The 24,195-nt window shown below is 69.7% G+C and carries 24 protein-coding genes; 12 read left to right on the forward strand and 12 right to left on the reverse strand.

The window, feature by feature from the left end; genetic code table 11:
- Positions 1 to 23 precede the first annotated feature (23 nt).
- The 6 genes from NL112_RS14600 to NL112_RS14625 all read right to left on the reverse strand — a co-directional run bounded on the left by NL112_RS14600 (position 24) and on the right by NL112_RS14625 (position 5,143).
- Positions 24 to 656, reverse strand: coding sequence for a PIG-L deacetylase family protein (locus tag NL112_RS14600; RefSeq protein ID WP_255149578.1), 633 nt, complete (start codon positions 654 to 656; stop codon positions 24 to 26).
- Entirely contained in the window at positions 653 to 1,618 is a 966-nt protein-coding gene (locus tag NL112_RS14605) for an ATP-grasp domain-containing protein (RefSeq protein ID WP_255149579.1), read from the reverse strand. Before NL112_RS14605 ends, NL112_RS14600 begins: the two co-directional genes overlap by 4 nt.
- Positions 1,597 to 2,253 (reverse strand): PHP domain-containing protein, encoded by a 657-nt coding sequence (locus NL112_RS14610; protein ID WP_255149580.1) that lies wholly within the window; start codon positions 2,251 to 2,253, stop codon positions 1,597 to 1,599. Before NL112_RS14610 ends, NL112_RS14605 begins: the two co-directional genes overlap by 22 nt.
- Positions 2,246 to 3,355, reverse strand: a complete 1,110-nt coding sequence (locus tag NL112_RS14615; RefSeq protein WP_255149581.1) for a DUF354 domain-containing protein — start codon at positions 3,353 to 3,355, stop codon at positions 2,246 to 2,248. The genes NL112_RS14610 and NL112_RS14615 overlap by 8 nt, the downstream gene beginning before the upstream one ends.
- Positions 3,352 to 4,320 carry a DUF1616 domain-containing protein gene (locus tag NL112_RS14620; protein ID WP_255149582.1) on the reverse strand — a complete coding sequence of 323 codons (969 nt, stop codon included), beginning with the start codon at positions 4,318 to 4,320 and terminating at the stop codon, positions 3,352 to 3,354. Before NL112_RS14620 ends, NL112_RS14615 begins: the two co-directional genes overlap by 4 nt.
- 259 nt (positions 4,321 to 4,579) lie before the next feature.
- Positions 4,580 to 5,143 (reverse strand): metal-dependent hydrolase, encoded by a 564-nt coding sequence (locus tag NL112_RS14625; RefSeq protein ID WP_255149583.1) that lies wholly within the window; start codon positions 5,141 to 5,143, stop codon positions 4,580 to 4,582.
- 307 nt (positions 5,144 to 5,450) lie between these two features.
- On the opposite strand from NL112_RS14625, the gene NL112_RS14630 reads away from it, so the two are divergent.
- Positions 5,451 to 6,374 carry a polysaccharide deacetylase family protein gene (locus NL112_RS14630; RefSeq protein WP_255149584.1) on the forward strand — a complete coding sequence of 308 codons (924 nt, stop codon included), beginning with the start codon at positions 5,451 to 5,453 and terminating at the stop codon, positions 6,372 to 6,374.
- A gap of 899 nt (positions 6,375 to 7,273) precedes the next feature.
- Here the strand turns inward: NL112_RS14630 and NL112_RS14635 are convergent.
- On the reverse strand, positions 7,274 to 7,549 hold the full coding sequence (locus tag NL112_RS14635; RefSeq protein ID WP_255149585.1) for a winged helix-turn-helix domain-containing protein: 276 nt from the start codon (positions 7,547 to 7,549) through the stop codon (positions 7,274 to 7,276).
- 344 nt (positions 7,550 to 7,893) lie between these two features.
- Here NL112_RS14635 and NL112_RS14640 point away from each other — a divergent pair, with 344 nt between their 5' ends.
- On the forward strand, positions 7,894 to 8,205 hold the full coding sequence (locus NL112_RS14640) for a HalOD1 output domain-containing protein (RefSeq protein WP_255149586.1): 312 nt from the start codon (positions 7,894 to 7,896) through the stop codon (positions 8,203 to 8,205).
- A gap of 22 nt (positions 8,206 to 8,227) precedes the next feature.
- On the opposite strand, the gene NL112_RS14645 is transcribed toward NL112_RS14640, so the two are convergent.
- Entirely contained in the window at positions 8,228 to 8,785 is a 558-nt protein-coding gene (locus tag NL112_RS14645; RefSeq protein WP_255149587.1) for a helix-turn-helix domain-containing protein, read from the reverse strand.
- A 720-nt stretch (positions 8,786 to 9,505) separates the two neighbouring features.
- Between NL112_RS14645 and NL112_RS14650 the strand changes: the two genes are divergently transcribed.
- From NL112_RS14650 to NL112_RS14660, 3 genes are all read left to right on the forward strand, one after another.
- Complete coding sequence (locus NL112_RS14650) at positions 9,506 to 10,090, forward strand: DUF7344 domain-containing protein (protein WP_255149588.1); 585 nt, start codon at positions 9,506 to 9,508, stop codon at positions 10,088 to 10,090.
- Positions 10,091 to 10,322: 232 nt separating this feature from the next.
- Positions 10,323 to 12,137, forward strand: a complete 1,815-nt coding sequence (gene glmS, locus NL112_RS14655; RefSeq protein WP_255149589.1) for a glutamine--fructose-6-phosphate transaminase (isomerizing) — start codon at positions 10,323 to 10,325, stop codon at positions 12,135 to 12,137.
- A 277-nt stretch (positions 12,138 to 12,414) separates the two neighbouring features.
- Positions 12,415 to 13,029 (forward strand): DUF7344 domain-containing protein, encoded by a 615-nt coding sequence (locus NL112_RS14660; protein WP_255149590.1) that lies wholly within the window; start codon positions 12,415 to 12,417, stop codon positions 13,027 to 13,029.
- A gap of 37 nt (positions 13,030 to 13,066) precedes the next feature.
- On the opposite strand, the gene NL112_RS14665 is transcribed toward NL112_RS14660, so the two are convergent.
- The 3 genes from NL112_RS14665 to NL112_RS22915 form a co-directional block, all read right to left on the reverse strand.
- Positions 13,067 to 13,666 (reverse strand): DUF7344 domain-containing protein, encoded by a 600-nt coding sequence (locus NL112_RS14665; RefSeq protein WP_255149591.1) that lies wholly within the window; start codon positions 13,664 to 13,666, stop codon positions 13,067 to 13,069.
- Between the two features lie 223 nt (positions 13,667 to 13,889).
- Complete coding sequence (locus NL112_RS14670) at positions 13,890 to 14,105, reverse strand: hypothetical protein (protein ID WP_255149592.1); 216 nt, start codon at positions 14,103 to 14,105, stop codon at positions 13,890 to 13,892.
- A 378-nt stretch (positions 14,106 to 14,483) separates the two neighbouring features.
- Positions 14,484 to 14,663, reverse strand: a complete 180-nt coding sequence (locus tag NL112_RS22915; RefSeq protein WP_350356129.1) for a DUF7563 family protein — start codon at positions 14,661 to 14,663, stop codon at positions 14,484 to 14,486.
- A gap of 150 nt (positions 14,664 to 14,813) precedes the next feature.
- Here NL112_RS22915 and NL112_RS14675 point away from each other — a divergent pair, with 150 nt between their 5' ends.
- The 5 genes from NL112_RS14675 to NL112_RS14695 all read left to right on the forward strand — a co-directional run bounded on the left by NL112_RS14675 (position 14,814) and on the right by NL112_RS14695 (position 19,548).
- Positions 14,814 to 15,113: a DUF7344 domain-containing protein gene (locus tag NL112_RS14675; RefSeq protein ID WP_255149593.1), complete on the forward strand. Its 300-nt coding sequence runs from the start codon at positions 14,814 to 14,816 to the stop codon at positions 15,111 to 15,113.
- Between the two features lie 44 nt (positions 15,114 to 15,157).
- The gene (rdfA, locus tag NL112_RS14680) at positions 15,158 to 15,796 is read left to right on the forward strand and encodes a rod-determining factor RdfA (RefSeq protein ID WP_255149594.1); all 639 of its coding nucleotides are present in this window, start codon (positions 15,158 to 15,160) and stop codon (positions 15,794 to 15,796) included.
- 80 nt (positions 15,797 to 15,876) lie between these two features.
- Positions 15,877 to 17,808 (forward strand): archaea-specific SMC-related protein, encoded by a 1,932-nt coding sequence (locus NL112_RS14685; protein ID WP_255149595.1) that lies wholly within the window; start codon positions 15,877 to 15,879, stop codon positions 17,806 to 17,808.
- 519 nt (positions 17,809 to 18,327) lie between these two features.
- On the forward strand, positions 18,328 to 18,669 hold the full coding sequence (locus NL112_RS14690; protein ID WP_255149596.1) for a HalOD1 output domain-containing protein: 342 nt from the start codon (positions 18,328 to 18,330) through the stop codon (positions 18,667 to 18,669).
- A gap of 87 nt (positions 18,670 to 18,756) precedes the next feature.
- Positions 18,757 to 19,548, forward strand: a complete 792-nt coding sequence (locus NL112_RS14695; protein WP_255149597.1) for a DUF7537 family lipoprotein — start codon at positions 18,757 to 18,759, stop codon at positions 19,546 to 19,548.
- A 66-nt stretch (positions 19,549 to 19,614) separates the two neighbouring features.
- Here the strand turns inward: NL112_RS14695 and NL112_RS14700 are convergent, their stop codons facing one another.
- Positions 19,615 to 21,267, reverse strand: a complete 1,653-nt coding sequence (locus NL112_RS14700) for a potassium channel family protein (RefSeq protein WP_255149598.1) — start codon at positions 21,265 to 21,267, stop codon at positions 19,615 to 19,617.
- A gap of 122 nt (positions 21,268 to 21,389) precedes the next feature.
- Between NL112_RS14700 and NL112_RS14705 the strand changes: the two genes are divergently transcribed.
- Both NL112_RS14705 and NL112_RS14710 read left to right on the forward strand, forming a co-directional pair.
- Entirely contained in the window at positions 21,390 to 23,810 is a 2,421-nt protein-coding gene (locus NL112_RS14705) for a penicillin acylase family protein (RefSeq protein ID WP_255149599.1), read from the forward strand.
- A complete protein-coding gene (locus tag NL112_RS14710; protein ID WP_255149600.1) occupies positions 23,810 to 24,154 on the forward strand; it encodes a hypothetical protein in 345 nt (114 codons plus the stop codon). Before NL112_RS14705 ends, NL112_RS14710 begins: the two co-directional genes overlap by 1 nt.
- The last annotated feature ends 41 nt before the right edge of the window (positions 24,155 to 24,195 follow it).

Genomic DNA, 24,195 nt, shown 5'->3' on the forward strand with positions numbered 1-24,195 from the left:
ATACGGCGTAAGCTCTTGCTACGTCATCCCCGCTCGACCGCCTTCACGACCTCGAACGCCTCGGCGTGGGTCGTGCCGACCTGGAACCCCCGGAACCGGCTCCGACCTTCGATGCCGTCGAGCCAGCCGTCGCCGTGTTTCGCCACCTGCGAGGCGTGAGCGCGGAGGGCGGCGAACTTGCGGTCGACCGTCGCCGAGACGTCGACGTACAGCTGTGGGTCGAACGACTCCGCGACGATGCCACCGGGCGTCATCGGCTCGTACATGTACACGGAGCGGCGGTTCTTCCGGGTCGCCGCCAGCACCGCCCGCGTCAGGTTCACGTGGTCCTGGTGGGAGTCGTGGAGCCAGTGGGTGAACACCGCGTCGGGGTCGTACCGGCCGAGCAGGTCGTCCAGGCGGCCCACCAGCGGTCGCTCGAACCGTCGCCGGTCGGCCGGCACGTCGAGCAGTTCGATGTCGACGCCAAGCGCCTCGGCCGCCCGTTCGGCCTCCGCCCAGCGGGCGTCCTCGGTGTTCTCGGGGAAACTCGTCAGCACGGCCACGGTCACCTCGGCCCCGCAGTCGGCGTGTTTCGCCAGCGTGCCGCCGACGCCTATCTCCACGTCGTCCGGGTGGGCGCCGAGCGCGAGCACGCGGTCCGGCTTGCCGATCACGCGTCGACCTCCTCGGTTCCCTCGCCCGCGACGAACTGGTCCCAGTAGCGCAACACAGTGACCTCCTTCGGCTCGGGCACGTCGACGTCGACGCCGGCGACGAGTTCGAGGCTGTGTCGCGGCAGGTTGACGCCCGCGAACGTCGTGATGACGGTGCCGCCGCCGAGCCGCGGGTTCACGTCGATGAGCTTCGCCGTCCCGTCGTCGTCGCGCTTGAACTGCATGCAGGTGGGGCCAGCCAGCCCCAGCGACTCGGCGACGCGCCGGCAGGTGCGGCTCAGGTCCTCGTCGTGGACGACCTGGCCCGCCGTCGAGATGCCCCCCTTGGTGGCGAGGCGCTCGCGGGGCACAGCCCGGAGTGCGTTGCCGTGCAGGTCCGAGAGCACGTCCACCGTGTACTCGGTGCCCGGGAGATACTCCTGGACGAGCATCCGGTCGTCGCCACGGAGCGCTAGCTCCAGGTCGGCCCGGTCGTGGACGACCGTCGCCCCCTCGCTCCCCTTCCCCCGGACGGGTTTGACGAACCGCGGGAATCCCGACACATCACGCGGGTCGGGGTCGACGTGCGTCTCCGGGAGCGGGGCGACGCCCCGCATCGCCTCGTCGAACGCGGCCTTGTCGGTGCAGGTGTCGATGCTCTCGGGGGGTGAGATGACGGGGACGACGCCCGCGGCCCGAAGTTGGTCGCGGTGGCGCGCGTACGGCTCGATGTCGAACCCGGAGGTGGGGAGGATGACGTCGACGCCCTCGTTGACGATGAGGTCGAACGCGGCGTCGAAGAAGGCCTCGTCGTCGGCCCGCGGCACCGTGTACCCCTCGTCGGCGAGATGGAGCCCCGCCGACCGCTTGCTCGCGTCGGTCGCGACGATTCGCCCGTCGAAGCCGGCGCGCCTGAGCGACTGTATCGCCCCGACGGCGGCCGGACCCCCGGCTCCCGGTATCAGGACTGTTGGGCCAGCCATGCCCGTTCATACGCCAGTCGTTCCTTAGTTAGTAACCGGCTTACCCCGTGGGCGTCGCTCCCGACGACGAAATCGACGCCGTAGTCGGGTGCTACTGCCACCAGGCGGCTCGGTGGCAACCCGTAGCGGCGGTTTCGCTCGAGCAGAACGCCCCCCTCCGCGGCCGCCGCCATCAGCCCGGACAGCTCCGCGTCCGTCAGCTCGTACCCCCGGCGCTCGGCAAAGAGCAGGGGATGCCCCCAGACGTCGACGGCCGGGTTCCGGAGCATCGCCGCCGCCGCCCGGAGGTAGTCCTCGCGGTCACCGTCGAAACTGTGGAACACGCCCGTAACGACGTCGGCGACGCTCGTCACCGCGGGCGGTGCGTCGATGCGGCCGTCGGTGTCGAGCGTCTTCGCCTCACAGCCGAGCAGTATCGTCAGGTCGAACGTCTCGCGTGCGGCCTCCACGTCCGTACGGAGCGCGCCGTAGTCGTAATCGAGCCGCCGCCGGACGTGCTCGGAGAACACGAGGAACTCGAGCCCGTTGGCGACGGCCCGCTCGCAGTAGTCCGCGACCGTCGCCTGCCCGTCGGTGTAGTCGGTGTGGAGATGCCAGTCGCCCGGCCGGTCGACGAGCGCGGCGAGGTCAGTCATCGACCCGGTGGCCCACGTCCGCGAGCTGTTCGAGTAGGACGTCGGTGGTGTCGCGGCGCTCGGCGAGCAGGTGACGGCGGCGGCTCTCCCAGTCGGTCCCGTCGTCGTCGAGGAGGGCCTCCGCCCGCGCGAGCCCCCGCCGCTGGCGGCGCGCGGCGTCGTCGGCCGTGTGGTTGAACAGGAGGCCGAACTCCCGTTCGAGTTCGGCGGTGTAGCCCGTCTCCCAGTGGGAGATGTACACCGCTGGCGTCCCGAGGACGGCCGCTTCCGTCGCCATGGTGGCGCTCTCCCCGACGAACAGGTCCGCGTGCGCGAGCAGGTGGTGCATCTCGTGGGGCGGGAGGCTGTAGCGGTACGGCTCCAGCGCCCGCGGGAGCGTCGCCTGCGAGGAGATGACGACGTGGCCGCCCGCGGCCTCCAGTCGCTCGACGACCGCCTCCAGTCCGGTGAGTCCCTGTTTCCCCAGGTCGTGGGCGGCGTCCCACGCGACCACGCGGAGCACCACCAGCGGCTCCTCGGGCGAGAGGTCCGTGGCGTCGAACGGCGCCCGCGACGGCACGAACCGGTCGGGGTGGAGGTAGGCCAGTTCGTGGTAGCCCGGATAGCGGACCTGCTTCGGCCCGGCGTCGCCGCGGTAGCCGACCGGCGTGCACACGCGGTGGGCGAACGGGAACGAGAGCCGGTTCTGGAGGCGGGCGTGCTCGGTGTCCGCGAACACGAGGCTCCGGGCGCCGACCAGCGGTGCGACGTGCGAGGCGGCGACGCCGCCGATGGCCGTGATGACGGCCGGCCGGATGCGCCGTACGGCCCGGAGCAGGCGCCACTCGTAGGTGGCCTGAACACGGGCGAGCGACAGCGCCGAACCGGAGGTTCCGGCGAGCATCCGGTGGTCGATGTCGTAGACGTCGAGCAGGTCACGGGCTACGTCCTTCTCGCGAGCGAACACGTGAACATCGACGCCGGCCGCCTCGAGTTCGCGAATCCCGTGTCGGAAGAAGTGGACGTGCGCGGGATGCTGAATCGTGACCACGACCGGCGAGGGGAGCGCGGACGGCACCACCGTCCCGTGTCCGTCGCTCCGGGCGTCCCCGGCCATCGTCATCCGCCGGGTTCGACCCCGCCCGGCCCCTCGACGTCGACCCAGAGATAGAGGTGACGATGGGCGTTCTCGACGCTCGGGTTCGCGGGCGCGTCACCCACGAACAGCAGGTAAGTCAGCCGGAGGTCCGTGCCAGTCGTGCGCGGGGTGAGGTCGTGACGCACCTGCCACGTCTCGCCGGCCGCCACCGTCGCCTGCGCCCGGTCGAGTTCCTGCTGCCGGACCACGGTCGGCTCGCCACCGTCGGTGTCGACCTGTTGGAGCACGACGACGGCGGTGTAGCTGACGGTCCGGCCCTGGTGGTTCTCGACGGCCGAAACGACCGACGCCGATTCGCCGAACGTGAGTTCCGTGGGGTAGCCGCCGGCGACCAGTTCGTCGCCTTGCTCGGTCAGAAGCGAGACCTGCGTGTACGACTCGCCCTCGGCGGGCGCGACGAAGGCGAACCCCGTCGCGGCGACCGCCAGGAGGACGGCGACGGCCAGCATCGCGTTCAGCGCGGCGTCGACCTGTGAGGGGCCGGCGAGCCACGCACGGAACCTGCCCACGCCGCTCCTGATTGGGAGTCGGAACCGCTGTTCCTGGGGCACCCGAGCGCGTCGCAGGCCCGCCGCCAGCGTGAACCCGACGACGGCGACCGACAGCACCGAGAGGACGCTCCCGGCGTCGTAGCCGACGTCCGCGAACTGCAGGGCGAGCGCCAGCAGTGGAACCAGTGCGACGCTGGTCGCCACCGAGAGTGCGAGCCGCTGGGTCAGGGTCGGTCCCCACGCCGCCGTCTCCCGACCGTGCGGGTCGCGTCTCGCGTCCCGTGCTCTGGGGTACAGCGCCCCCAGGAGCGTGTAGCCGGGAAAGAACAACAGCAGGGGTGCCCCGACCAGGAGCCTGACCGGCGTGGCCGTCCGCGGGAACGAGACGAGGAGGGCGTCCGTGACCAGCACGAACCCCAGCACCCCGAGGTAATCCATCGGTAACTCCGAGACGGACTCCACGAACTGTCCCCACGGCGATTTTTCGGACGTAACGTCTCTCATGTCCTCGACCGGGTTGTGATACCGACCTGTCGCATATTGTTATGGTCGTGCTACGGGCGGGAGAACGGGTCCGTCCACCCGGGTCGTCGCCCGCGGCGACGCTGACGGCGCCCGCCCGCTCCGGAACGCCCCCGCGGGATACAGGCTCCGCGAGTAGATGGTGCGTAGCAGGCCAGTACCGTCTCGCCCCCCGTCAGGACCTGCCGAGCATCGGCACACCGGGTCGACCATCGAGGAGCCACAGGAGCGCCGCCGCCGACAGTGGGCCGACGTACAGCGCCACGGTCAGCGGCTCGAACGACCCGCTGGCGAACCCCGCCAGGAACTCGTGGAGATACAGCACCGTCCTGCCGAACAGCCCGCGGTCGGTGGCGTACGGCGGGAGGCTGACCAGCGGCCACAGCACCAGCGACACGGCGAGTTCGCCCTCCCGGGCTGACGCGTACAGTACGTCGCCAACCAGATGCGACCAGTAGCCGACGGTGAAGGCGAGCCCCTCCGCGGGCCAGCCACGGAGGAGCGCGATGCCGACGACGAGCAGTCCGAGCGGGACGGCCACGAGCGCGGAGTGGCCGACGGCGTAGCCCGAGGGGAACAGCCCCCAGCCCCAGGAGAGCGGTTTGTCGACCAGGTCCGGGAACAGCGACGCGGCGAGCAACACGACCGTCGGGCGGTCCGACGGCGGCTTCCGGGTGGCGAGCCGGTGGGACAGCGAGTACAGCAGATAGCCGAACGCGGCGTGGCCCCACGGCCACATCAGTCCCGCTCCGGCGGGGCCCCCGGCGCCGCATGCCGAGCGCGGCCCTGCCGCTCACACCGGCGAGATGGGCGGTCGATACGGTCGGTCATCTACTCGGACCAGGCCGCGGCCGGCTATTGTTATGTCTCCCATACGCCACAGGAGGTGCGTACTCGCCCGGGGCCGTCGGTTCCGGGGGGTCGGGCGGGCGACCGGGCGCCCCGGAACTGGGTACGCGGGCGATAGCGGGCGGAAGCGGCTCAATAACGAAACGCGACCGTGCCGCATCGACGCCCATGCAACTGGTCTGTACGGAGGGTGACGGATGGGTTCGGTCGTGATATCGGTCGACGCCGAACTCGGCTGGGGGTTCCACGACCTGGCGAAGCCGCCGGAGCGCCGCGTCGAGAGCGGCCGACCGGGGTGGCGTGCCCTGCTCGACCTGTTCGACGAGTTCGACGTCCCCGCGACGTGGGCGTACGTCGGCCACCTCCTCCTGGAGGACTGCGACGGCCAGCACGGCGACTACCCGTCCGGGTGGTTCACGCGGGAACGCGGGGAGTGGAGCGACCGTCCGGACCTCCGGTTCGGACGCGAACTCGTCAAGGCCGTGCGCGCGGCCGACGCCGACCACGAACTCGGCTGTCACACGTTCTCCCACGTCGAGTTCGGCGACGCGTCGACGGAACTGGCACGCGCGGAAGTCGAGGCCAGCGTGGCGCTGGCGAACGCCGAAGATATCGACCTCGCGTCGTTCGTGTTCCCGCGCAACAACGTGGGCCATCTCGACGTGCTGGCGGAGTGGGGGTTCACCTGCTATCGCGGCGAGACGCCGGTCGCCCGCACCGACTCGCGGCTCCGGCGGCTCCTCCAGGCCACCGTCGGCGACTGGACGCCGCCGCTGGTCGAGCCGCGACTCGACAGCTACGGGATGGTGAACGTCCCGGCCTCCCTGTACCTGTTTAGCTTCGAAGGACGTGCACGGAGCCTCGTGGAGCCGGTGTTCGGGGACCCAGTCGTCCGGCAGGCGTGTCGCGGCATCGACGCGGCGGCCGACGGCGACGGCGTGTTACATCTCTGGCTTCACCCGAACAACCTCGTCGACGACCGCGACCGCGACCGTATGCGGGCGATACTCGAGCACGTCGAGCGACGGGGCGTCCGGGTCGAGACGATGCGCGGCGTCGCCGAGCGGGTGCTCGACGGGCTCGCCGCGTCGGCCGTCCCGGTCGACCGCCGGGACGGTTAGTCGCGCCGGTGCCCGTCGGTTCGCTCGAGCGCGAGCACGTAGTAGTCGACCCGACTCCCGCAGTCGCGACACCGAACGGCGGTACCGCGAAGCAGGTCCGACTCCGTCGTCGGTTCGGGCCTCCCACCATCGGGCAACGGAACGTCGTGTGTGGAATCACAGGCGGGACAACGGAGGCGCATGCGTGATACTACGGCCGTAAGGCGACTCACAGGATAGTAATGCTCCGGTTATCGGGGAGTTGGCAGTCGCTACGAGAACGTGTCCCGGGCGGGGGGAGGCCCGCGACACCGAGCGAAGCGATCCGGTCCGGGGGAAGGAACCGAACGCTGGCCCCGCACGACGTGCGGAACCATCCGGGGGTTCCACAGCCGATGTGATAACTCAAACGACAGGTTTGCAACCAGATAGATACGTCTACTCCTCGTTCGGTTGCGGCCCCGGGACCGGTACCCACCGACGGCAATCGGCGCCCGGCCGGTCGACGAACTCGCGACACACTCTGTTACAGCTATAGATATGTAACAATCTTCGCACCGAGGCGGTTCGAACCGTCGACCCGGAGTGGGCCGGGTATTGAAACCGGCCGAGTCGTTGCCCGCTCTCGATGCTAGAACGGAGCTACTCTTGGGAAGTATCAACATACCACGGTACGGGGGACGGTTCGGGGAGCGTGCGGGAGCGTGTCGTGGACGGCGGAGTACCAAACGAATAACTTTGTCTCCCGTGGCCCATGCGCCATCCATGGCAGAGTTCCTGTCAGACGACGACTTGGACCGAATCGACGCGTTCGTGAACACACCGAAGTACCGTCGCAGTCCGGACCAGCTGGTGCCGGACGACGAGCCCGACGAGGAGTAGTACGTTCCCGCGCGTCCCCACGGGGTGGGGACGGTGGCTCACACGAGGTTTTCGGCTTCGATGCGCTCCCAGACCGAGCGGCCGGGTTCGGTGATGCCGTACACGCGGCCTTTCTTCCGGTCCTCGGAGACGAGCAGGTCGACGAGCGACCGCTCGCGGAGCTCGTGGAGCGCACGCGACACGTGCGCGATAGAGCAGTCCGCGTCGTTGGCTATCTGGGACGGCGTGGCTGGACTCGACGCGAGTCGTCGGAGGACCGCCACCCTGTAGCGGGAGCTGATGACGAAGCTAATCTCGTCCCAGTCCGCGCTCACGGGCGGCAACCCTCCGCGTGCGTGCGTTGATGGTTCATGCTGGGTGGGTACGGGTGCTCGCCGGAACGTTACGAACGCTCGCCGAGAGCGTCGGCGGTGCCTGCCGCTCGGTTCCGGGGTGACTGCTGAGTGTTCCCACGTTCCCGGGGATAGCCTTTTCGTCCGTTTTCGGCGTTCAGACTTGCTTACTCTCGATAATCGTAGCGTACTGGATGCGACCGGCCTCGCTCTCGTCGCGGGTTCCGGAGTATTACCGACGAATACCCGCCGAGACTGTTTCTTACGCCGGTTCTGGGCTGATGCGTCACGTATATACTCCCGGAAGCCAGCGGTCGGAACACGAGATGTCCGAGACACCCATGCCGAACTGTGCCTATCCAAGCGACGGAGCAGTGCTCGCGAGAGCGGAGCCCGAACCGGACGAGCGACTCAGCAAGCGTGTCGTGGCGGCGCTGGAAGCGGCCGCCGGCTACGACGCCGCGGGCGGTGGCGAGACGCTGTACGACGCGGTAGACCCGGACGCGCTCGACGCGCTGTTCGCGGAGACGCCGCGGTCGGACCGGGCCGGTGGCTGTGTCCGGTTCCCGGTCGCCGGGGTCGAAGTCGCCGTCGCCGCCGACGGTGAGATCGCCGTCATCGAGCGGTCCGACGACTGACGACCGCGCTCGACGAGTCGTATCATCTGAACGAGTCTTCCGAGAGTTCGCGGGGGAGTCTGCGACGGTGACGCCGCCAGTAGAGGTACTGCACGACGCCCGAAACCGCGAACGCCACGACCACGAGCCCGCCCAGGACGAGCGTCGGGATCTCGCCGACGAGCGGGGCGCCTACGAAATCGAGGAGGAACAGCACCACTCCCGCGGCCGCGAGCAGGAGGTAGTGGAAATGCCAGGGGTAGTCGTTGGCGACGCTCGGTGTCAGGTAGGAGTCGATGTCCCGCGCCTGGCTCGTGAGCGCCACCTCGCCACTGTCCTGGTCGTAGTCGATGATGCCCGAGTCGGCCATCTTCGGGACGTGTGTCTGGTACAGCGAGACGTAGACGCGCTTCTGTTGCTGTCTGGTGAGCGACTCGACGTCGGTGTCGTTCTCCATCGCGGCGATGCGCTCGGCCAGCTCCGTGATGGTGGCGCTCCCGCCGTGTTCCCTGAGGTAGTACAGCACCATCCGTCTGCGGGGGCTACTCAGGAGGTCGAACACGAGGTCCTGTGACAACCGGCTCTCCGAGTCACTCGACACGCTGTGGTCACCCGGGTGGCTGTCCCCCGTTCCCGCCGGTTCGGAACCACGACCAGTTACTGGGCATCGCTGTCCACTCGTTCGTATCCGCACTTTGTTACAGCCGGTCTACGAACGCCTAGAGCCGTCTTACCCCACGAGGCCGCCGTCCCGGAGTTCGCTAGGTGGGAGTCACCCCGAACGCCGCCCGGCTCACGCGTCACCGACCCGGCTCACGTAGGAGAGTCATACCGCCGGCGCCCCCGCTCGACGGCTGACCCGTGTCAAAGATGAGGGGGTGGGGGACACACCGCCGGCCGGGGGGCGGCCACGGCCCGCCACCCGGCGGGATGTGCGTGCACACAGGGGGGGACGGGCGGACGCGGCGCCCCGTGCGACCACTACGACCGTGTCGTGCGCTCGTCTCGGCGCGCCGACTGGTCCGCCCGGTCGCTACTCCGTCGCGTGTCACCATTGTAATAGCGACGCTACGGCGGATTCACGCGGTGTACCGGACACCTACGTCGGGGTGGGGCCACCGCTCGACGCGGTGGCCGGTGCGACTACCCGCTCCGAGGTGGCCGGCCACGCGGCGGGGACCCAAGCCGTGCATAACAAAGGTTTGGTCTACGGTAGCACGTGCCGACGTGGTCCAGACAGCACGGTACGGCGACCCACCGAAGCGACTCCGGTGCACCCACCCACCTCGGGCTCCGGCCGAGAGCATCGACGGAGAGGGCGATGGCGAGCGGTAGGGAGGCGTCCGAGGGGGCCGTCGCGTCCCCCGAGGAGGGGACGGGCCTCTCGCTGGAGCACCGGTTCGAGATACTGCGGAACGCGCGGCGGCGGTACGCTCTCGAGTACCTGCGAGAGCGAGGCGGGCCGGTCGTCATCGGTGACCTCGCGGAGCACGTCGCCGCTCGTGAGACCGGCACCGCCCGCGACCAACTGACCCGACAGGAGCGGAAGCGCGCGTACGTCGGCCTCTATCAGTGTCACCTCCCCACCATGGACGAGGCGTCGGTCGTCGAACTCGACACCACCCGTGGCATCGTCTCGCCGGGTCCGGCGGCGCCTGGGCTCTATCCGTATCTGAGCGCCGGGGACCCACAACTCGACGAGTGGTACCGGTACTATCTCGCCATCGTGGCGCTCGGAACGGTCGTGACCGCCGTCGGCCTCGTGGTCGGGGTCGCCGGTCCTGCCGTGCTCGCGACCGTAGCGACGCTCGTCGCCTGTGCGCTCGCGCACGTTGTCGTCGAGGCGGGCGTCGCACCGTCGGCCGAGCGCCGCCTGTTGCCGCTCCCGCGGTGGCCCGACGTCTGACCGCCCGTAGCTCCGACTTACGTCGCTAACCGCGTGCTATCGGCTCGGCAACGCGACCATAACAAAGGCCGCGGCACGGGTACAGCAGGCCCGTCCACAGGCGCCGGTCGCGACCCGCGTGCCGGCGGGACGAAAAGCCGATGTTACCGACAATGACGACACGCTACTCCACCCGAGAGGCACCGAGCGAAGACGACACCCGACGCTCCGCTCCACGGGGGGGCGGTCGCTGATGTGTGGCATCGTCGGCTGTGCCGGCTCCGGCGACACGGTCTCGAACGTCCTGACGGGGCTCGAGAACCTGGAGTACCGCGGCTACGACTCGGCCGGCGTCGCGCTTCGCAACGGAAGCGGCATCGAGATATGCAAGCGCGCCGGTGAGATATCGGCGCTCCAGGGCACCATCAGCCAGCGGCTGTCCAGCGGCTCCATCGCCATCGGCCACACCCGCTGGAGCACCCACGGGCCACCGACCGACGCGAACGCCCACCCCCACACCGACTGCACGGGCGAGGTCGCGGTGGTCCACAACGGCATCATCGAGAACCACGCCGACCTCCGCACTGCCCTCGAGGCCCGCGGCCACGAGTTCACAAGCGACACCGACACCGAGGTCGTCCCGCATCTCCTCGAGGAGCATCTCGCGGCGGGCCGGGACCTGGCGGGCGCGCTCCGCGAGACGCTGTCGGTGCTGGACGGAAGCTACGCGCTCGTGGTGCTCGCGGACGGGGAGGACGCGCTGTACGCCGCTCGCCGTGGCTCGCCGCTCCTCCTGGGTGTCGACGACGATCGGACGTTCCTCGCCAGCGACGCACCCGCGTTCCTGGAGTACACCGACAGCGTCGTCGTGCTCGAGGACGGCGACGTGGCGACGGTGACCGCCGACGGCTACGCCGTCACCGACGCCGACGGCGCGCCGGTCGAGCGCGCGGTCCGGAGCCTCGACTGGACGCCGGAGGACGCCCGCAAGGAGGGGTACGACCACTACATGCTCAAGGAGATACACGAGCAACCCGACGCGGTCCGGCGGGCGATACGCGGCCGCATCGACGAGTCGACGGGCGAGCCGACGTTGGCGTTCCCCGACGGCGCGTTCGCGGACGTCGACCGCGTCCAACTCGTCGGCTGTGGCACCTCCTATCACGCCGCGCTCTACGGGGCCGGCCTGCTCGCACGCGAGGGGGTCGACGCGCGGGCCATCCTCGCCAGCGAGTACGCGGAGACGACGCCGACGCTCGACGACCGCACGCTCGTCGTCGGCGTCACCCAGAGCGGGGAGACGGCCGACACCCTCGGGGCGCTCCGGCACGCCAGCCAGCGGGGCGCGCGCACGCTCGCGCTCACGAACGTCCTCGGGTCGACGGCGGCCCGCGAGTGCGACGACGCGCTGTTCATCCGCGCCGGGCCCGAAATCGGCGTCGCCGCCTCCAAGACGTTCTCCTCGCAGGTGGTGACGCTCCTCCTGCTCGCGGCGACGGTGGCCCGCGACCTGACGGGCGACCTTTCGGCGGACAGCCGCGCGGCGGTGCGGGCGCTCACTGCGCTTCCCGACCAGCTCCAGGCGGTCATCGACGACACGGACGCGGGCGTCATCGCGGAGCGGTACGCGCGACAGGAGGCGTACTTCTTCATCGGGCGCGGGCTGGCGCATCCGGTCGCGCTGGAGGGGGCGCTGAAGTTCAAGGAGATATCCTACGAGCACGCCGAGGGGTTCCCGGCGGGCGAGCTGAAACACGGGCCGCTCGCGCTCGTCACGGCCGAGACCCCTGTGTTCGCGGTGTTCTCCGGCCGGAGCGACGAGAAGACGCTCAACAACGTCCAGGAGGTGCAGGCACGGGGCGCGCCCGTCGTCGCGGTCACCTGCGAGGGGAACGACGCGGTCCTCCAGCAGGCCGACGAGGTGTTGACCGTGCCGGACACGCATCCCGACCTCGTCGGCGTCCTCTCGACGGTCCAGCTCCAGCTCATCTCGTATCACGTCTCGGACCTGCTAGACAGGGCTATCGACAAACCCCGTAACCTCGCAAAGAGCGTCACCGTCGAGTGAGCGCCGTCGGGTAATCGGCGGCTTACCCGGACGTGGCCGTTCCCCGCGTTCGAGCCAGTGCGGTGGCTTTCAGTCATGCGGTTTTTCGGAGTCAACCTCTCGCTCCTGTCGCTCCGGGAATATCTATAAATAGGATGCTGTCGGTAATGGCTACATAGTCGGTAGGACAGCCACAGACGGCACCGAGACGCGCCGGCGGCACAGAGAGACATCCATCTCGTGGCGCACCGTCAGCCGACGGTGCGGCCAGCGACAACGCGACCGGAGGACCCGGGGAATGAGCACAACACACCAACGACAGAACGCACAGGTACAGGAGGAGGAACCGACGACCGACGGCGAGGAGACGCCGGCGACAGGGGGAACGCCACCCGTCACGGCGTTGCCGCTCGACCAGGTGTTCGACGTACTGAAAAACGAGCGGCGGCGGCTGGTGTTGCGCTATCTGAAGCGGAACGACCAGCCGGTGTCGACGAGCGACCTGGCGGAACACGTCGCGGCCCACGAGACCGGCAAGTCCATCGAGCAGATATCGTCGGACGAGCGGAAGCGCGCGTACGTCGGGCTCTACCAGTGTCACCTGCCGAAGATGGACTCGATGGACGTGGTCGAGTTCAACAAATCGCGTGGCATCGTGCGGCTGGGCGAGAACGGAAGCTGTGTCGACCCGTATCTCGGGGGGCCGGACCCCGGGGCCGACCAGAACGCCGACGTCTGGGCGCGCCGCTATCTCGGGCTCTCGGGTGTGAGCCTCGGACTGCTGGTTCTCACGACGGTCGCCGCGCCGCCGGTCGCCACGACCGTCGGGTTCGCCCTGGTCTCGCTGGCGTTCTGTGTCACCTCGGCGCTCCACTGTCGGGACGCCGCGGAGTACTGGCTTCCGACCGCCTGAGTCGCCCCGGTGTCGAGGGTGGGTCGCCGGCGCGCTACTACTCCCCGGAGTCCCAGCGACACGTCCGGACGTGGACGAACGCCGTAGCCGACAGCGCGAGGACGACGAGCGCGAACGCCGGCACGACGAGCCACGGCGTGGCCGTGGCGGCGAGAAGCGCGACCCCGAACGCGACGAGACTCCCCGCGGCGAGAGCCCCGTAGACGACGTGCCAGCGGACGGCCTCCTCCGTCTCCTCGTTGCCGTCCGTGTCGATGTACCGGAACAGCGGCTCGGCGTTCGGTCCGAGGCTGACCCGGCCGCGGGACTTCTCGAACTCGACGATGCCCATCGAGTCCATCTTCGGCAGGTGACACTGGTAGAGCCCGACGTACGCGCGCTTCCGCTCGTCGGAGGTGACCGCCTCCTCCGGCTTCTCGTTCTCCGCCGCGGCGATAGCACGGGAAAGCTTGCCGACCTCGACGCGTCCATCGTGGTCACGGAGGTGGTTCAACACGAGCCGACGCCGGTGGTTCTTGAGCGTCTCGAACACCTGGTCGAGTCCCAGCGCGTCCGCCGACGCCTCCTGCCCTCCCGTCGACGAGTCGACGTGTGTCTCGTCACCCGGTGCGACCTCGCCGACGCCTGCCCCCGTCATCGGCCGGTCCACCCCCCGTCGTCCGGTAGCCAGTAGCCGTGGCCCGACGACGCTCGATGGCGTCCGGGTGCCGCGGCTGAAACCGCTGTCTGATTCATGCGTGCGTCCGTTGTTGCTTCGAGTTCTCCCCGCAATCGTTGCCAATTGAACAGTTCCGTCGTTTCCAATCAGGGGTAGGGTAATAAAATTTCCCCCGGCGGGAATCGCGTGGAAAACCCCGGGGTCAGCGCCAGTCGGAGAGCGGTTCGACGCTCCCGTCGTCCACGACGAGGAACTCGTCGTCCTCGAGCTGGCGCTCCTCGCTTGGGAGCAAAATCAACTGGCCGGTGTGTTCGGGCGTCCGGATGGCGGTGAGCGGCTCCCGGTCGTATCCGAAGTCCCGTTCGAGGTCCGGGTCGGGTGGGACCTCCTCCCACTGCTTGCGCGACGGGAGACTCACCGCCTGTCACCCCCTGTCGGGTCGCCGTTCGTGTCGCTTTCAGTAGGGTTCGACTTCCGCGGGTCACCTGCCAGCCGTGTTCTCATCGGGCGAGTAGCATGGGGCTACCGGGATTAGTGGTTCCGACGAGTCGCGTTCCAGATAGTTACCACTCCCCGGCAGTTCACGACCGGTTCGCTTCCGACGCACAGTAAGGTGGTGTTAGGTAGGTCCGCGCGCGCCGCGTGGCCGGTGGCCCGCAGTGGCCCGGACGACGGACCCGTTCGGCTACGGGTCTCGCTTGCGGCTACCGCGTTCCTCCTCCAGGCGCCCGGGACGACGCCAGTACGTCCGGTTCGACGCGGGCGACCCGGGCGTGCTCGCGTCGGTGTGTCCGCGTTACTTGGAGGTGGCGGCTCCCTTCGTCAACTTTCGCATCGACGTGCAGTCCATACAGCCGTACACGTCGTCCTGGTTGTCCCCGAACACGCGACAGAAGCGACGGGAGACCGGCGATCCACAGTTCCGGCAGCGGGGCCGGCTGGTCGACCGCTGTTGAATCTCTTGCATCACACCCATGCACCGTCCATCGACCGTATTGTTATCCGTCGGCTTCGCGGCCGTAGGAGCGGCCGACTCGGCGGAGTAGTCGGCTACTACGCGCCGCGCCGGGGGGGCGTAGCTGATAGACGGCACATACTAATGCCGTCTCCGGGCCCGGCGTGGCGTATGTCACGCTCGGAGCGGAGCGATGGGGCGTCGGGGCAACTGCCTGAGCGGGTGGCGACGCTTCTCGCGGGGCGGCCGGCGCGGCGCGAGGAGTACGCCCGGTTCCTCACTACGCTCCGTGACGCCGGCGGCGCCTGCCGGCTCGGGACGTTGGCCCGTGAGTTCGTCGGCGGTGGGAGCCCGGCGGCGTACCGCGAGGGGTATCTCCGACTGCGCCGCGAGCACGTCCCGACGCTCGTCACCCTCGGCGTCGTCGAGTACGACCCCGAAGACGGGACGGTCAGGCTCCGCGAGGAGTGACGGCGCCGGACAAGCGTTAAATCCGGCTGGGCGCACGGACCCACATGGACGAGGGAGCCACCAGCCGGTCGGCGGCCTGTGACTGCAAGGTTGGTCGGGTCCTCCACGCGCACGGGCTCGAGGAGCTTGCGGCCGAGCTTCCGGCCCGGTGGCGCGGCACCGACGGCGAGTCAGAGAGCGTCCGCGAACTCGCCCGCGTCGTCAACCGGCGCGTGCTGACGGCGACGATGCGCGAGGCGGGCCTCGACCCTCTCTCGGGCGACGTGGAGACGACGTACCGGACGCTCGCGGGCGAGGCGGCGAGCGCCGGCGAGCGAACGCAACTGGTGAACCGCCTCGAGCGACAGGGCGTCGACGTCGAGACGGTCGACAGCGAGTTCGTCTCCCACCAGTCGGTCCACAGACATCTGACGGACTGTCTCGGTGTCTCGCGGGCCAGCGCGGACCGCTCGCCCGCCGAGCGCCGGGACGGTGCGGCCGACAGCGTCGCGGCGCTTGCCAACCGGACCGCCGCCGTCACGGAGGGGTCGTTGACCGCGCTCCGGGACGCCGACGCGCTGGCGCTGGAGGGGTTCGACGTGTTCGTCGACGTGACGGTCACCTGCGAGTCGTGCGGTCGGGTCCACGCGGCGACGGCCCTGCTGGACCGCGGGGGGTGTCAGTGCCGGCTGGACGAGCCGTGACGGCTGTCGCGCCGCGGGGTACGTCGCCGTTACCGACCACTAACCCGGGTCTATAAGTCCGGTCTGGCCCGTGGTCCGGTATGGGCCCGTCGCTGTCGTCCGGCGCTCCGTTCGACGTTCGCGTCCGCAACGTCGGCGGCATCGACACCACGTCGGTCGAACTCCGGCCGGGGGTGACCGTCCTCGCCGGGCGGAACGCGACCAACCGGACCTCCTTCCTGCAGGCGGTGATGGCCGGCCTCGGGAGCGAGCGCGCGTCGCTGAAGGGCGACGCCGACGAGGGCCGGGTCGAACTCGACTTCGGTGCCGAGACGGCGACGCGGACGCTCTCGCGGGCGGGTGGCTCGGTCGCGTTCGGGGGCGACCCCTACCTCTCCGAGCCGACGGTCGCCGACCTGTACGCGTTCCTGCTCGAGAACAACGAGGCTCGCCGCGCCGTCGAGCGCGGCGACGACCTTCGGAAGGTGGTGATGCGTCCCGTCGACACCGACGAGATAGCGGCCGAAATCGACCGGCGGATGACGGAGAAGCGGGAGCTGGAGACCGAACGCGAGGCGCTCGACGGCGCGGCCGAGGAGTTGGCGTCGGCCCGCGAGCGGCTCGCGGAAATCGACGATGAGCTGGCGGCGAAACGCGACCGACGCGACGCCAAACGCGAGGCGCTCGAGCGCCGCCGCGCGGCGGTGGCCGGCGACACCGACGGGGCGTTCGAGGCGGCCGTCGACGACCTCGAGGACGCACGCGAGCGGCTGGAGGACGTACGATACGAGCTGTCCACGGCCCGCGAGAGTCTCGAATCAGCTAGGGAACAGCGTCGCGAGGTCGTCGCGGAACTGGACGCGCTCCCCGACCCCGAGGACGCCGAGGCGGCCCCGGAGGAGCGGATCGAGCGGCTCCGCTCGGAGAAGCGCGACCTCGAGGACACGCTCTCACAGTTGCAGACGTTGATACGTGTGAACCAGGAGACGCTCGACGGCGACGGGAAGCTCGGCGAACTGCTCCGAGGCGAGCGGTCGACCGACGGCGGTTCGGTGACCGACGCGCTCGCGGGGGAGGCGGCCCCGGCGGTCTGCTGGACCTGCGGGTCGTCGGTCGACCGCTCGCAGTTCGAGGAGACGCTGGCGGAACTCAGGGAGCTGAGCGCCAGCCTCCGGTCGGAACGGAGCCGGCTCGCGGACCGACTCGACGAGCTGACCGCACGCCGCGAGGAGCGCGAGCGCCGCCGGGAGCGCCGCGACGCGCTTCGAAGCCGTGCGGACGAACTCGATGCCGAAATTGCCGACCGAGAGGCAACCGTGGAGCGACTGGAGGCCGAGCGGACGGAGCTGACGGAGACGGTCAAGCGGCTCGAGGCGGAGGTCGAACGCCTTGACGCCGACGGCGACGAGGAACTGCTGTCGCTCCACGAGACGGTGACCCGTCTCTCCTTCGAAATCGACCGACTCGAGGACGAACGCGCCGAGATGGGCGCCGACGTCGCCGAACTGGAGGCGCGGGTGGCCGAGCAATCGGAGGTCGACGAGCGGCTGGAGCAGGTCGAGGAGACGCTCCGGGAGCTCCGCACGCGGGTCGACCGACTGGAGCGGGAGGCCGTCGACGCGTTCAACGCCCACATGGGGGAACTGCTCGAACTGCTCGGCTACGAGAACATCGAGCGCGTGTGGATAGAGCGTCGCGGGGTGGGCGAGAGCCCGGAGGCGGCCGCCGAGTTCCTGCTCCACATCGTCCGGACCACCGAGTCCGGCACGACCTACGAGGACACCGTCGACCACCTCTCGGAGAGCGAACGGGAGGTGACCGGGCTGGTGTTCGCGCTGGCCGGCTACCTCGCCCACGACGTGGCCGACCGGCTTCCGGTGCTCGTCATGGACTCGCTGGAGGCCATCGACTCCGCGCGCATCGCGTCTCTCGTCGACTACTTCGCCGACCACGCGACGTACGTGGTCGTCGCGCTCCTTCCCGAGGACGCCCAGGCGCTCGACGACGACTACCACTACGTCACCGACATCTGAGTCGCCCGGCGGTCGATACGGGTGCTCCTCGGTTCCCAGATGAATCGGCTGACAGCGCCCTGTACCCACCGTAGGCAGTGTATACTGAATACGCCCGCCTTCGAGCCACCGGAGCGTGACCGCCGATGAGCCGTCGTCGTTGGTGGAAGTGTGCGAGGGATGTGACCGACTCGTCAACGTCGTCGTGAACCGTGCGCGGTGTCCGTACTGTGGAACGGTGCCCCCCGATACCGAGCCGTGAGGTCGGGCGTGGCTGGACGCGGGCACGGTACCGGCCTCCGTGGACGGGCCGCCCGTATGCTCCGGCCGTCCCTGACGGCCGAAAGCCGAGAGTATCCGGAGTAATCACACAACGGTTTTATCGCATGGACCGCTACGTAACTCTCGATAGCCCGGTTGTCCCGGCGACGCACTGGGTCGCTCCGCGGTCCCGGTGACGTTCCCTCTCGGCCCAACCATGACACTCGAACTACAGACCTGTACGCGAGACGCCCCATCCCAGCGACGCATCGGCCCCCGGTGCAGAAGACGGCACCGCCGCTCGTGGGCGTCCGGCCGTGGTGGACCATGACGGACGGGATGGGGTCGGATGGGGAGACGGGCGTCGTCCGCGCACAGTTCGACTGGGCGTCCGTGGCCCCGTCGACTGCCGTTGTCGAGACGCTCGCGGTGGCGACCGACCGGGAGCCGACGGCGATGGACCCGCTGTACGACGTCGTGGACCCGGACGCGCTCGACGCGTTCTTGCGGACCGACGGCACACGCACCGACGCCGCCGCCACCGCGGTCACCTTCGAGATGGAGCGCCGCGAGGTGGTCGTCCGGGCGACCGGCGACGTCGTCGTCCGCGCCGAGGAGTGACCCGCGGCGACGCCGGCGGTGACTCTCACAGGTGGCCAGTAGCGTCGCGGCCAGTAGGCTTATCGGGCGAGCGGCAATCGTCCGAGTATGCGCAGTCGGACACTCGCGGCGCTCGCCGTCGCGTCGATGTTGTTGCTCGCAGGCTGTTCGTTCGGCGGCACCGGCTCCCCGACGCCGACCACCGACTCGCCGACGCCCTCCCCTTCGGCCCCGTCGTTCAGCTACCCCGCTGGCTTCCAGTCGGGCGGCGTGGCGAACGTGACGGCGGCGGCCGCGGGGCACCGTGAGGCGCTGACCACCGCCAGCGGCTTCACGGTCGTCTACGACGCGACGGTGACGACGCCGAACGCCACCTCCTACGTCACGTACGACCAGGAGGTCGAGACGTCCAGCCGCGAGGTCATCCGCCGAACCAACGTCACTTCCGAGCAGGTGTCGGGAACGGTCGTCCGCTACTACGAGGACGGGCGAGTGTACGTGAAGTCGAACCAGCCGGGCACCAACGAGACAGTCTACGGCAACCAGAGCCAGCGTTACGAACTCTCGTCGTTCACCGGCGTCGACTTCATCGGCCCGGGACTGCGGGGCGCCAGCTACGGGTCGAGCGAGGTGGAGCGCCGGAACGGAGAGCTGGTCGCCGTCTACAGCGACGCCACGCTGGAGTCGACCGAGGGGCTGTTCGGCCGGGGCATCAGCATGGAGAACGTCACGTCGTTCTCCGCCACGCTCGTCGTCGATGAGGAGGGCCGCATCCACGAGTTCCAGTACAGCGCGACCGTCCAGCAGGGCGACGCGGAGCGGTCGGTCGAGGTCACCATCGTCTCCGAGGGCGTCGGAGACACCACCGTCGACGCGCCAACCTGGGTCTCGAAGGCGTAGCTCCCCCGAACGTCGACGTGCTTCCCGGTCACGCGTCGGCGTGACGCCCACCTCGGCGAGGCCGGTTCAGTCGGTCAGGTTCGCGAACCGATTCACGTCGGCGTCGGTGCCGGCGATGACGAGGTCGTCGTCTTCGCGGATGCGGAACTCGGGGTCGAGGTCCGTAATCGCCTCGCCGTTCCGCTCGACGGCGACCACCGTACAGCCGGTTTTCGCCCGGATGTCCGCGCCCCCGAGCGTCTTGCCCGCAAGCGCCCCGCAGTCGACGCGGACGAGTTCGACCGCCTGGTCGAAGCTGATGACCTCCTCGTCGAGCACGGTGGACGCGAGCATCCGTCCGGCGACGGTGGCGACGGCCAGCACGTAGTCGGCGCCTGCGAGATACAGCTTCCGGACGGAGCCGGTCGCGTCGGCCCGCGCGATTATCTCGACGTCCGGCGCCACGTCCCTCGCGACGAGGGTACCGTACACCTCCTCGGTGTCGTCCGCGATAGCGAGGATGACCGTGCTGGCATCGTCGATGCCCGCCGCCCGCAACACGTCGTCGTCCGTGACGTTACCGACCACGTCGACGCCGTCGTCGTCCCGGAGGTCGACGACCGTCGTCTCGACGCCCGCGTCGTCGAGGCGGGCGGCGATGCGGGAGCCGACCTCGCCGTAGCCGCCGACGACGACGTGGCCCTCGCGGCGCTGGCGCCGCTCCGACAGCGTGAGTTCCTTCAGCCGTTCGAGTTGGTCCTCGCGGCCCGCCGCCACGAGGATGGTCTGGGCGTCGATGCGCTCCTGTGGCGGCGGCGGCGAGACGAACTCGCCCCGGAACCACGCGCCGATGAGGTTCGTCCCCGTTCGCTCGCGGATGCCGGACCCCTCGACGGTCACGCCCTCCAGTTCGGCGCCCGCCTGCACCGGAAGTTCGACCACGTCGAAGTCCTCGTCGATGACGACGGCGTCGTCGAGTTCGGGGGTGACCCCGGCGGTCACCTTCTTCGCGAGGCCGTCGGCGATGAGCCGCTGGGGGATGAACGCCCGCTCGGCACCGGCATACCGGTGGTAGCGGGCCGTCTCTTCGTTCTCGGCGAAGGTGACGACGGTCACGTCGTCGAGCGTTCGGGCGGACAGCGCGATGGACGCGTTCGTCTCGTCGTCGACGTCGGCGATGAGCGCCCGGGCGTCGTCGACGCAGGCGGCCTGAAGCACCGCGGCATCCTCGGGGTCGCCGTGGACGACGGTGACGCCCGACTCGTACAGGTCAGTCGCGCGCTCGCGCTCGGGTTCGACGACGACGTAACGGCGGCCGCGGGCGTTCAACTCCTCGATGAGCGCCTTCCCCCGGGAGGTGAGCCCCGCGAGCACGACGTGGTCGGCGTAGCCGTCGACCGAATCCGGGGGCCGGGTCGACAGCCGCTTCTCGACGTAGGGTCCGGCAAACACCGGGAGGGCGGTGAAGATGAGCGCGACGCCGACGACCATCATCAGGATGAGATACAACTGGACCACCGGCGAGGTCCACTGTCTCGACGCCTCGCCGTAGCCGGTCGTGGTGAACGACTCGACGACCACCAGAAGCGCCTCGACGTACGTCACGTCGACGCCCTCGAACGCGGAGACGAGCGCCACGTAGCCGGCCGCGAACGCCAGGACGACGACGTTCACCCCGAGGAGATAGCCGACGATGAGCCGGCGTTGTCGGTCCGGCGAGAACAGCCGACGGATGTCCATGCGATTACCGTACGGCGGGGGAGGAATAACCGTTCGGACACGGGACGGGCCGGGGTGGTCCCGCCGACCTACCGCCGCCGGCTCGGCGACAGCGTTAACCCACCGCCGGGAGTGGTTCGGTTGTGACACGCTACCGACCGGTTGCCGTCTCGCTCGTCGCCGTCGCCCTGTTGGCGTCGGCGGCGGTCGGCGGCGGCAGTTTCCTCCAGTTGGCCGCGCCGGGAAGCGGCGACGCGTGGGGACCGGCGTACGGCGCCAACCAGGGGAGCGTCGGCGCCCGCCTCGACCGCGCGGCGACGGGCGCGACGAGCGTCGAGTCGCCGTACGGTACCGCGACCGTCCGGTACGACGACGACGGCGTCCCCCACGTCTCTGCCGAGAACGAGCAAGCCCTCGCGTACGCCGTCGGCTACGTGCAGGCGCGGGACCGCCTGTTCCAGATGGACCTCCAGCGCCGGCTGATGCGGGGCCGTCTCGCAGAGGCGTTCGGCGAGCGAGCCGTCGAGTCCGACCGCTTCCACCGGCAGATGGACTTCGCCGCGGCCGCGAACGCCTCCTGGGACGCGGTAGAGGACACCGAAGCCGGCGACGGCATCCGCGCGTACACCGCGGGCGTCAACCACTACATGGCGTCGAACTCCCTGCCGACGGAGTTTCGGCTCAACGACTACGAGCCGCGCCCCTGGAAACCGACCGACACTCTACTCGTCGGCAAACTCATCGCGTGGCAACTGACCGGCGACTTCCGTGACCTCCAGACCGCGACCCTGCAGGAGGAGTTCGGCAACGTCTCGGACGTCTATCCCCGGTATCTCGACCACGACGCCGGCATCGTCGAGCGGTCGCAGGGCGGCACCGCCGTCCCCGCGAGCACGCGGTCGGGCCGCGCGAGCCGAAGCGGCGACTTCGCGGGCGCCTACTCCGCGCTCGCCGAGTTCCAGCGCGACCCCGGCATCGGGTCGAACTCCTGGGTCGTCTCCGGTAACCACACCGAGAGCGGCGACCCCATCGTCGCCAACGACCCCCACCTCTCCCTGACAGTGCCGCCCGTCTGGTACGAGATGCATCTCCAGACGGAGGGGATGAACGTCCGTGGGGTGGCGTTCCCCGGCCTCCCGGTGGTGGTCATCGGCCACAACGAGAACGTCTCGTGGGGGTTCACCAACGTCGGCGCCGACCAGACCGACCTCTACACCTATCGGATGCCGACCAACGACACGTACGTCTACGAGGGCGAGGTGCGCGACGTGCGGAGCCACACCGAGACCATCCCCGTCGCTGACGGCCCCGACGCGACCGTCGAGGTGCGCAAGACGGTCCACGGGCCGCTTCTGGAGCGGGGCGGCCGCACCGTCGCGGTGTCGTGGCTCGGGCTGACGGGGACCCGGGAGGCTCGCGGCGTCTATCGCATCAACCGGGCGAACGACCTCGGCGACGTGAAGCAGGCGCTGCGGCTGTTCGACACGCCGACACAGAACATCGTCGCCGCCGACAGCGAGGGGAACACGATGTACCGCATCACCGGCAAGTACCCCTATCGATACACCGACGGCGAGCGGGTCGCGGGCGACCTGCCGTTCAACGGCTCCGCGGGCCACGGCGAGTGGCGCGGCTTCGAGCCGTACGGACAGAGCGACTTCTCCGAGGGGTTCGTCCCGTTCGAGGAGGTGCCCCACGTCGATAACCCCGACGTGCTGGGGACGGCGAACCAGCGCGTGACCGCGACCCCGGGGTTCTATCTCGCCTACAGCGAGCGGTACGCCGACCCCTACCGCGGGGAGCGAATCTACGAGCGACTGGAGGCCCGCGTCGACGCCGACGAGCCGGTGACGCCGGCGTTCATGCAGGACCTCCAGCGTGACACCACCTCGCGGGCCGTCGCGGGGTTCGTCCCACAGATACTCCGTGCGACCGACGAGATGGACACCGAGACGCGGCAGGCCGCCCGGGTGCTCGACGACTGGAACAACGAGATGAGCCGCGATTCGCGCGGCGCCCTGCTGTGGACCCTGTTCCGCGAGGAGGTGCGCAACGAGACGTTCTACGACGAGTTCCACCCCCGCGGGCTGGACGCGTCGGCGTATCCGCACCTGTACGCGCTCCAGCAGTTGCCCGCCGACAGCAGGTGGTTCGACGACGTGCGTACCCCCGAGACGGAGACGCGTGCCGACATCTACGCCCGGGCGCTCGCGGAGGCGGTCGACCAGGCCGACGCGCGCGGCTACGAGACGTACGGCGACTACAACCGGGTCGACCTGAACCACCAGTTCCCGGTCGCGTTCCTCGACTACCCGGAGATGCCGACCGACGGCTCGCCGTACACCGTCTCGAACTACCGCGTCTCCGGACCGGCCGGGTCGTCGTGGCGGATGGTCGTCGGGAGCGACGCGGCGTACGGCGTCATCCCGGGCGGCCAGTCGGGCAACCCCTACTCGCCGCATTACCACGACCAGTTGCGGCCGTGGGCGAACGGCGAGTACCACGAGATACCGCTCGACGAGGACGGTCCGGTCGTCATCCGATTCACTGGAGGTGGCTCCTGATGGCCGTCGCCACGCCCGCGGCGCTGGCGGAGTTCCGCGAGAGCGACCGCGTCGAGGCGGCGCTCGCGGCCGCGTTCGTCGTCGGCCTCGCGGCGACCGCCATCCACCCGGCGGGGCTGGTCGTCGGCGGGGCGCTCGTCGGCCTGCTCGCGCCGTCGCTCTCCAGGGCTGGCGTGCTCGGCCTCTGGTTCGGCGTCGCCGTCCTCGGGACGTGGGCGCTCGCACTGCTGTGGTTCGGGACGCTCGGCGCGGTGGCGACGGCGGCGCCGCTCGTGTACGTGGCGGTCGGCTCCGCGCTGGCGCTCCCGCCGCTGGCGGCGCTGGCGGTTCGTGGGCTGGTGTAGCCGGGACGCGACCGCTTTTCACCCCTCCCCGCACAACGCCA

Source organism: Halorarius halobius, from assembly GCF_024298865.1.
GTDB lineage: Archaea > Halobacteriota > Halobacteria > Halobacteriales > Haloarculaceae > Halorarius > Halorarius halobius.

Coding starts and splice junctions, on each gene's coding strand:
- NL112_RS14685 (WP_255149595.1), top strand. CDS start 15,877: ATGGGCCCGTCGCTGTCGTCCGGCGCTCCGTTCGACGTTCGCGTCCGC.
- NL112_RS14610 (WP_255149580.1), bottom strand. CDS start 2,253: ATGACTGACCTCGCCGCGCTCGTCGACCGGCCGGGCGACTGGCATCTC.
- NL112_RS14700 (WP_255149598.1), bottom strand. CDS start 21,267: ATGGACATCCGTCGGCTGTTCTCGCCGGACCGACAACGCCGGCTCATC.
- NL112_RS14665 (WP_255149591.1), bottom strand. CDS start 13,666: ATGACGGGGGCAGGCGTCGGCGAGGTCGCACCGGGTGACGAGACACAC.
- glmS (WP_255149589.1), top strand. CDS start 10,323: ATGTGTGGCATCGTCGGCTGTGCCGGCTCCGGCGACACGGTCTCGAAC.
- NL112_RS14620 (WP_255149582.1), bottom strand. CDS start 4,320: ATGGATTACCTCGGGGTGCTGGGGTTCGTGCTGGTCACGGACGCCCTC.
- NL112_RS14625 (WP_255149583.1), bottom strand. CDS start 5,143: ATGTGGCCGTGGGGCCACGCCGCGTTCGGCTATCTGCTGTACTCGCTG.
- NL112_RS14660 (WP_255149590.1), top strand. CDS start 12,415: ATGAGCACAACACACCAACGACAGAACGCACAGGTACAGGAGGAGGAA.
- NL112_RS14710 (WP_255149600.1), top strand. CDS start 23,810: ATGGCCGTCGCCACGCCCGCGGCGCTGGCGGAGTTCCGCGAGAGCGAC.
- NL112_RS14695 (WP_255149597.1), top strand. CDS start 18,757: ATGCGCAGTCGGACACTCGCGGCGCTCGCCGTCGCGTCGATGTTGTTG.
- NL112_RS22915 (WP_350356129.1), bottom strand. CDS start 14,663: ATGGGTGTGATGCAAGAGATTCAACAGCGGTCGACCAGCCGGCCCCGC.
- NL112_RS14615 (WP_255149581.1), bottom strand. CDS start 3,355: ATGACGATGGCCGGGGACGCCCGGAGCGACGGACACGGGACGGTGGTG.
- NL112_RS14650 (WP_255149588.1), top strand. CDS start 9,506: ATGGCGAGCGGTAGGGAGGCGTCCGAGGGGGCCGTCGCGTCCCCCGAG.
- NL112_RS14630 (WP_255149584.1), top strand. CDS start 5,451: ATGGGTTCGGTCGTGATATCGGTCGACGCCGAACTCGGCTGGGGGTTC.
- rdfA (WP_255149594.1), top strand. CDS start 15,158: ATGGACGAGGGAGCCACCAGCCGGTCGGCGGCCTGTGACTGCAAGGTT.
- NL112_RS14605 (WP_255149579.1), bottom strand. CDS start 1,618: ATGGCTGGCCCAACAGTCCTGATACCGGGAGCCGGGGGTCCGGCCGCC.
- NL112_RS14640 (WP_255149586.1), top strand. CDS start 7,894: ATGTCCGAGACACCCATGCCGAACTGTGCCTATCCAAGCGACGGAGCA.
- NL112_RS14675 (WP_255149593.1), top strand. CDS start 14,814: ATGTCACGCTCGGAGCGGAGCGATGGGGCGTCGGGGCAACTGCCTGAG.